The sequence below is a fragment of the uncultured Porphyromonas sp. genome (genome assembly GCF_902489635.1).
Classification (GTDB): Bacteria; Bacteroidota; Bacteroidia; order Bacteroidales; family Porphyromonadaceae; genus Porphyromonas.
The window spans coordinates 1-6585 of sequence record NZ_CABUAN010000061.1 but is presented as its reverse complement, the minus strand read 5'-3'; the positions used below and the strand labels follow the sequence as shown (position 1 = coordinate 6585).

General features: G+C 53.4%; 3 protein-coding genes and 1 tRNA gene. All 4 read left to right on the top strand.

All coding sequences use genetic code 11. The features are described from left to right. Positions 1 to 697 precede the first annotated feature (697 nt). The 4 genes from RDM37_RS08310 (at position 698) to RDM37_RS08295 (ending at position 6278) form a co-directional block, all read left to right on the top strand. A tRNA-Val gene (locus RDM37_RS08310) sits at positions 698 to 772 on the top strand. A gap of 228 nt (positions 773 to 1000) precedes the next feature. Beyond that, a complete protein-coding gene (locus tag RDM37_RS08305; protein ID WP_308556664.1) occupies positions 1001 to 3751 on the top strand; it encodes a carboxypeptidase regulatory-like domain-containing protein in 2751 nt (916 codons plus the stop codon). A gap of 24 nt (positions 3752 to 3775) precedes the next feature. After that, positions 3776 to 4594: a DUF5689 domain-containing protein gene (locus tag RDM37_RS08300; protein ID WP_308556662.1), complete on the top strand. Its 819-nt coding sequence runs from the start codon at positions 3776 to 3778 to the stop codon at positions 4592 to 4594. A gap of 55 nt (positions 4595 to 4649) precedes the next feature. Beyond that, a complete protein-coding gene (locus RDM37_RS08295; RefSeq protein WP_308556660.1) occupies positions 4650 to 6278 on the top strand; it encodes a DUF5689 domain-containing protein in 1629 nt (542 codons plus the stop codon). Positions 6279 to 6585 lie beyond the last annotated feature (307 nt).

Sequence of the window (6585 nt, the reverse complement as noted above, 5' to 3'; positions counted from 1 at the left end):
TTAGAGGTATCGGAGTGAATCGGAACAATCGGAGGGATCGGAGCGATACGACCGCTTGCGGTCGGACGAATCATAGCCCCCAGTCGGAGGGGCTACGCCCCGAACGACTGGGGGTAGGAGTGCCATGTGAAGTAAGCGACCTCCCCATTGTGGGAGGTCGGACTGGAGCTGTAACTATAAGCTGCGTCTAGTCCGACCCACAAGGGGTCGATAAGCTGCTATCGTCTTGTCCCCGTGGGTCGTTCGGGGCTTTGCCCCTCCGACCCACGGCTATGATTCGTCGGACCTCTTGCGAGGTCCTATCCATCAGGGCGGATCGGAGGGTGGATTAGAGATTAGAGGTTAGAGATTAGAGATTAGAGATCCGATCACTCTGATAGCTTCGATGGTTCCGATGGTTCCGATGGTTCCGATAGCTCCGATCACTCCAGCTAACAGCCAATAGCTAACAGCCAACAGCCAATCCATGGCTGACACATTATTATATATAGTGCACTCATCTATGCCTCGCTTGTCCTTATGTGTGGCTCCTGAAAGAGCGATTATCATGAGACTGTTGACTTTTGCAACAGTCTCATAATGCGTCAGTCCTGGGGGAGGGAAGACGAGGAGTTGGTGGGGTCGAAATTTTGTTGTAACTTTGCGGTACCAAATAAAGACGGGCTCTGATGGAGCGCGCCTTTTGTGGGTAGATGTCGAGTCTTTAGCTCAGCTGGTTTAGAGCATCACCTTGACAGGGTGGGGGTCGGCGGTTCGAATCCGCCAAGACTCACAGGAACTAAGTTTGTTGTTTTAGTTTTTCGTACCAACGGGGACTATCGCTATGTTGCGGTAGTCCCCGTTTTGACGTTGAGAAGGGGTGACATTGAGGTGAATTAATAGATAAGATGTCGCCGATAGGCTGTTTGGTCGGAAGAATATCTATATCTTTGCATTGCAGGGGTGGATGTGATCTATCCGCCCAGCAGAGCAAATGTTGAATACATTATAGAGATAGCAAATGCGACGAATACTACAAGTTATATGCTTGATGCTAGTAGCTCTCTACGGAGCTCAGGCACAGCAGATAGACAAAGCACGAGGAGCAGTCTATGAGGAGCAGACGGGTACGCCCATACCCGCTGTCGATGTCACCTGGACTGCTGAGGGGATCACTTCGCAGGTGCGGACCGACGCCTCGGGAGCTTATACGATATTTTATAGCGGTACGGGTCGCCTCACGGTCATCTTCAATAAGTCGGGCTACCGGGCTGAGGTGCTCGAGCTGGACTGGCCTCGTGAGGCTAACCGACTAGAGCGTGTCACGCTCACACCGACGCTCTCGGCTGCTGATATGGCAGACCTTATGACCACAGACTTCGTGATGGGCGATGATGGCGTGACGGCTGGAGATATTTCGCCGCTGCTGACCGCTTCGAGAGACCCCTATACGAATAAGGCGGGCTTCCAATTTAGCCCGATGCGCTTTAGGGTGCGCGGCTACGACTCATATTACCAGTCGCAGTACCTCAACGGTATGCAGATGAATAATATGAACAATGGCTACTCCTCTTACTCCCTATGGAATGGACTGAACAATGTGGTTCGTGTGCAAAACAATGAGGATGGCTTGCAGCCGATCGACTACTCTTTTGGTAACATCGGCGGAACGATGAATATCTTGACGCGTGCCTCGGGCTATCGCCCCGGTACGACGCTTACCTTCTCAGGGAGCAACCGCACCTACAACTACCGCACGATGATAACGCACGCCACGGGTATGATGCCCGAGGGATGGGCGATCACGGCGAGTGCCTCGCGTCGCTGGGGCAACCACTCCTATGTGCAGGGGCAGTTTTACGATGCGTGGGGTTACTTCCTCTCGCTCGAGAAGCAGTTTACCCCGCAGCACTCTTTGGGCTTGGTGGTCCTAGCTGCTCCCACGGAGCGTGGCGTAGCATCGGGTACGACGCAAGAGGTGTATGACCTGGTCGGGTCAAACTACTACAATCCGAATGTGGGCTTCCAGGGAGGTTACCTGCGCAATGCACGTGTCCGCTCTAATCATGAGCCGATCATACAGCTACAGCACTACTGGCAGATCAATGAGAAGAACAAACTGACCACGGGTGTAGGCTACCGCTTCGGCTGGAATGCTTACTCGGCACTCAACTGGGGCAATGGCCCTGATCCACGTCCTGACTACTATCGCAACTTGCCTAGCTACTACGGCTACATGAGCGAAACGAAGGACCCCGATATGGCGGCTTACTACGAGGAGCTGTGGCACTCGGACTGCAATATGCGCTACATTGACTGGGATCGCCTATACAATATTAATAGGAATAACTATCAAGTCATTTTCGATGAAAAGGGACGTCAGATCGCCGAGGGTAATCGAAGCATCTACGTCGTAGAGGATAGACGGTCGGATCAGCGTCAGTTTAACTTTGCTACCACTTGGAATGCACTCATCAATAAGCACCTCCGCTTTGACCTAGGTGCTAACTACCGCCTGAACCGTACGGCAAACTTTAACGTCATCGCCGACCTCCTCGGCGGAGACTACTGGCTAGACATTGACAAGTACTCCGAGCGAGACTTTGCCCAGGATCCCTCTAAGTCTCAGGTAGACCTCGATCATCCCAACCGAGTGGTCGGGGTAGGGGACAAGTATGGTCACAACTACCTAGCGCACACACAGGAGGCTGAGCTATGGGGCAACCTGTGGGGGCAGTCTCGTCATGTGGACGGCTACCTAGCGTTTACCGCTGGATGGACAGGTATGCACCGCGAGGGATTGCAGCGTAGAGGACTTTTCCCAGATAACTCCTTCGGGGACTCGGATCATCTGAACTTCCTCAACTACGGTGTCAAGGGAGGCATCACCTACAAGATCTCGGGACGTCACTACCTCGTAGCAAACGCCGCGTGGACGCAGCGTGCACCCTACTTCTCCGACATCTTCGTGTCGCCTCGTACGCGTAATCAGTATGTGACTGATCCTCGTCCTGAGCGCATCCTGTCGGGAGACGTAAGCTACGTGCTACGCTCGCCTTTTGTCAAGGGGCGTATCACAGGTTTCTACACGCACTTCTACGACAAGACGAAGAACATGAGCTTCTACGATGACGGCTACAGAGCTTTTTCTAACTATGTCTTGACAAATATCGAGTCGACCCACATGGGTGTCGAGGCTGGTATGGAGTTCAAGATCACGCCGGCTCTGACCGCTATCGCTGTGGTAAGCTACGGACAGTATCGCTATGCTAACAACCCTGACTACGTTCAGACAGTCGACAATAGTCAGAAGCTCCTCGAGCAGGATCGTGTCTACTGGAAGGGCTTCCACGTATCGGGTACGCCACAGACGGCGGCAAACCTGAGCGTCTCGTATCAGTTCCCCTTCTATATGTGGGCGGGACTTGATCTCAACTACTTCGGGCGTAGCTTCATCAGCTTGAACCCGATCCGTCGCACGGACAAGGCGCGCGCTAGTCTTGACTACGACTACGTTCGTCAGGAGGTCTTCCCCGGCGGCTTCACACTTGATGCCAACGTGGGCTACTCGTGGCGCATCAAGTCGGGCGTCTACCTACGTCTCAACCTCTCGGCCTCTAACCTGCTCAACACGAAGACCCTCCGCAGCGGTGGTTACGAGCAGCTCCGTGTGCGCTACACCAAGGAGGGCAAGATGATGAGACCTTTCGATAGTCGCTACTTCTACATGTACGGCACGACCTTCTTCTTCAACGCTGCACTACAGTTCTAACCCACCTTAAAACGGATGAATAGTATGACACATATATATAATAGACTCATCGTAGTGGTCGGCATGCTCGCCTTGCTGACGAGCTGTCAGTACAACAAAATTGACCCGCCACAGGAGCCAAAGCCACGCCCCCTCTGGGAGCGTACGATGACGATCCAAGAGCTCAAAGCACTCTACCAGTCGAAGCCTGTACAGGTCGTACCTGATGCAGTGATCGTCGGACAGGTCATCTCGGACGATAGCGAGGGCAACATCTACAAGTCTATCTACCTACAGGACGAGACGGGCGGCATTGAGTTCAAGGCGGGACTCGTCAACTCCAACCTCCTCTACAAGCGCGGCTCTAAGATAGCGATCCGCTGTCACGGGCTGACGCTCGGTAAGTATGGCGGTGTCGTCACGCTGGGCAAGAGCTCTACGGAGCCAAAGTACGAGAATGCCTACCTCCCCGAGCAGATGACGCCACGCTTGGTGCGCTGTGACAACACGCGTCAGCCACTTGTCTACCGCACGCTCACCATCCCAACGCTCTCGTCTGAGTATGCCAATACGCTGATACGTCTTGAGGGCGTACAGTTCGTCGATAGTGAGCTAGGCCAGACTTATGCCGATGCGGACAATAAGACGAACGTACCCGCTGTGGAGCGTCAGATCGAAGACCAGCAGGGCAACCGTGTCGTGCTACGCTCGAGTAGCTACGCGCTCTTTGCTGGCAGACAGATCCCTGAGGGTTCTGGCAATATCACCGCCATCCTCGGCTACTTCAATGGGAAGCCTCAGCTCCTCATTAGCCTGGAGAGTGATGTTAACTTCACCAGCCCACGCTTTCAGACGACTAAGTAACGGAGGCTCTACGGAGCTTTGCTCAAGAATTTAAGAAACAGAGTTAGATCCAGATATGAAGACACTCAATAAACTTGCGACGAGACGACTACTCCTCGCTATCCTCACCATCGCTCCGCTGCTTGCTGTGACCAGCTGTAAGGATGAGATGGACTACTATGAGAAGCCCTACGTGACGCTCTCACCAAACTTCACCGACAACACGATCCCCTTCAAGCAGGATGGTGGTACGCAGGAGCTGACCATCGAGACCAATAGACGCTTTTCGATCACCTTCGGCGAGGGTGCCGAGTGGGTTTCGGCGACTCCTATGGAGGCGACCGAGGGAACGCACCAGATCACCATCACGGCACTCCCTAACAGGAGCGAAGATGCTCGTGAGGCTCAGATGATCATCAAGACCTCTACGACACAGCACGTCTACCTGATCATGCAGCTCGGCAGTACTGGCAAGGGAATCACCTACACCTCGCTCGCTGAGATCGCTAAGCTAGGTGAGGGGCTAGACCAAAACGGCAAGACGATCGACCAAGACCTGCGCATTCGCGCTACGGTCACGACTCATGCCGAGACGAAGCAGTTCCCCTTTGCTGGTTTCCACTACATACAGGACGCTGAGGGCAATGCGCTCGTCCTGACGGTGCCCAAGGGCGAAGATCCATTGCAGTTTGGCGACGAGGTAACCGCTAAGCTCAAGGGAGCTAAGATCTCTAACTACAACGGGACGGTACAGCTACAGGTCTCACGCGCACAGATGTCTATCGTGCCCAATAAGCCTATCGAGCCGATCGAGACTACGCTCGCAGAGGTCATCGCAGGCAAGCACCCGAACCAGTATGTACGTGTCAAGGAGGTGCAGTTTGTCAAGCCAGACGTACCTTTCTTTGACCCAGCTAACACCCACTCCTCAACACGCCATCAGATTGTTGATAAGAGTGGCAAGAAGACCAATCTAGAGGTGTGGAAGACAGCCACCTTCCGTGATGAGAAGGTGCCCTCTGGTAGTGGTAGCATCACGGCAATCGTGACGGTCAATAAGACCTTCTTCAACCTCCGCCCCACGCTGCGTAGCGACATCAAGCTGGATCAGCCACGCTTCGACGTGGGTGGTGGCAATCAGCCCAATCCTAATCCTGATCCAAACCCCAATCCTGATCCACAGGGGAATATCTATGGTGTCGATCTCTCGCAGACGGCTCGTACGATACCCTTTGCAGATGATTTCTCTAAGGGTGGTGAGGATAATAAAGACTTCAAGCTGCCTGGCTGGCTCAACAAAGACCTAGTGGGCGGACGTAAGTTCCAAAAGAAATCATTTGGCGGTGTGCACTATGCGCAGGCAAGTGCCTTTAAGTCTACTGTTCCTGAGAATAAGTGTGTCCTCGTCACGCCACGTCTACAGATGAAGGCCGGCAGTAGCTATACGGTCGACTTGACTTATAGCACTGGTCACACCAATGGTGCTACGCTTACTATCCAGCAGTTAGACAAGGACGGCAAGCTGGTGAAGACGCTCGAGGAGATCAATGACCAAAGTAGTCCAAGCGGTTACGGCAACCAGCACTACAAGAAGAGCTACACGATCACAGGCTCTGCCGATGCTGGCTACATAGCGCTCCTCTATGCTGCTAAAGCTCCTGACCACACCACCACTTACCAAGTGGAGGCTCTCACGGTCAAGTAGCCTTCCTATAAAGCTTCCCTAATCAAGCGGAGCCTCTGAGCTTAACCTTGAGAGCCAGTCCCCCGAGTGGGTAGGTCTCTCCGAAGGGTAGTCTCAGAGGCTTCGCCTTTTGTTATCCACTTTACTCCAAAGACCTATGTACTCTCCTCACTATAGACGTTCATCTCGCCAGATGAGACTGTTGCAAAAGTCAACAGTCTCACAATCTTGCTTGCAAGATTGTCCAGACTTTGCAGAAAGGATGAAGCGCAAGGCGCTGAGGGTGAGGTCTGAAGGGAGCATACCTCCGTATGTGACCGAAGCCGAA

Excerpts from the sequence above, each read along its gene's own strand:
- RDM37_RS08305 (WP_308556664.1), top strand. The coding sequence starts at position 1,001 with ATGCGACGAATACTACAAGTTATATGCTTGATGCTAGTAGCTCTCTAC.
- RDM37_RS08300 (WP_308556662.1), top strand. The coding sequence starts at position 3,776 with ATGACACATATATATAATAGACTCATCGTAGTGGTCGGCATGCTCGCC.
- RDM37_RS08295 (WP_308556660.1), top strand. The coding sequence starts at position 4,650 with ATGAAGACACTCAATAAACTTGCGACGAGACGACTACTCCTCGCTATC.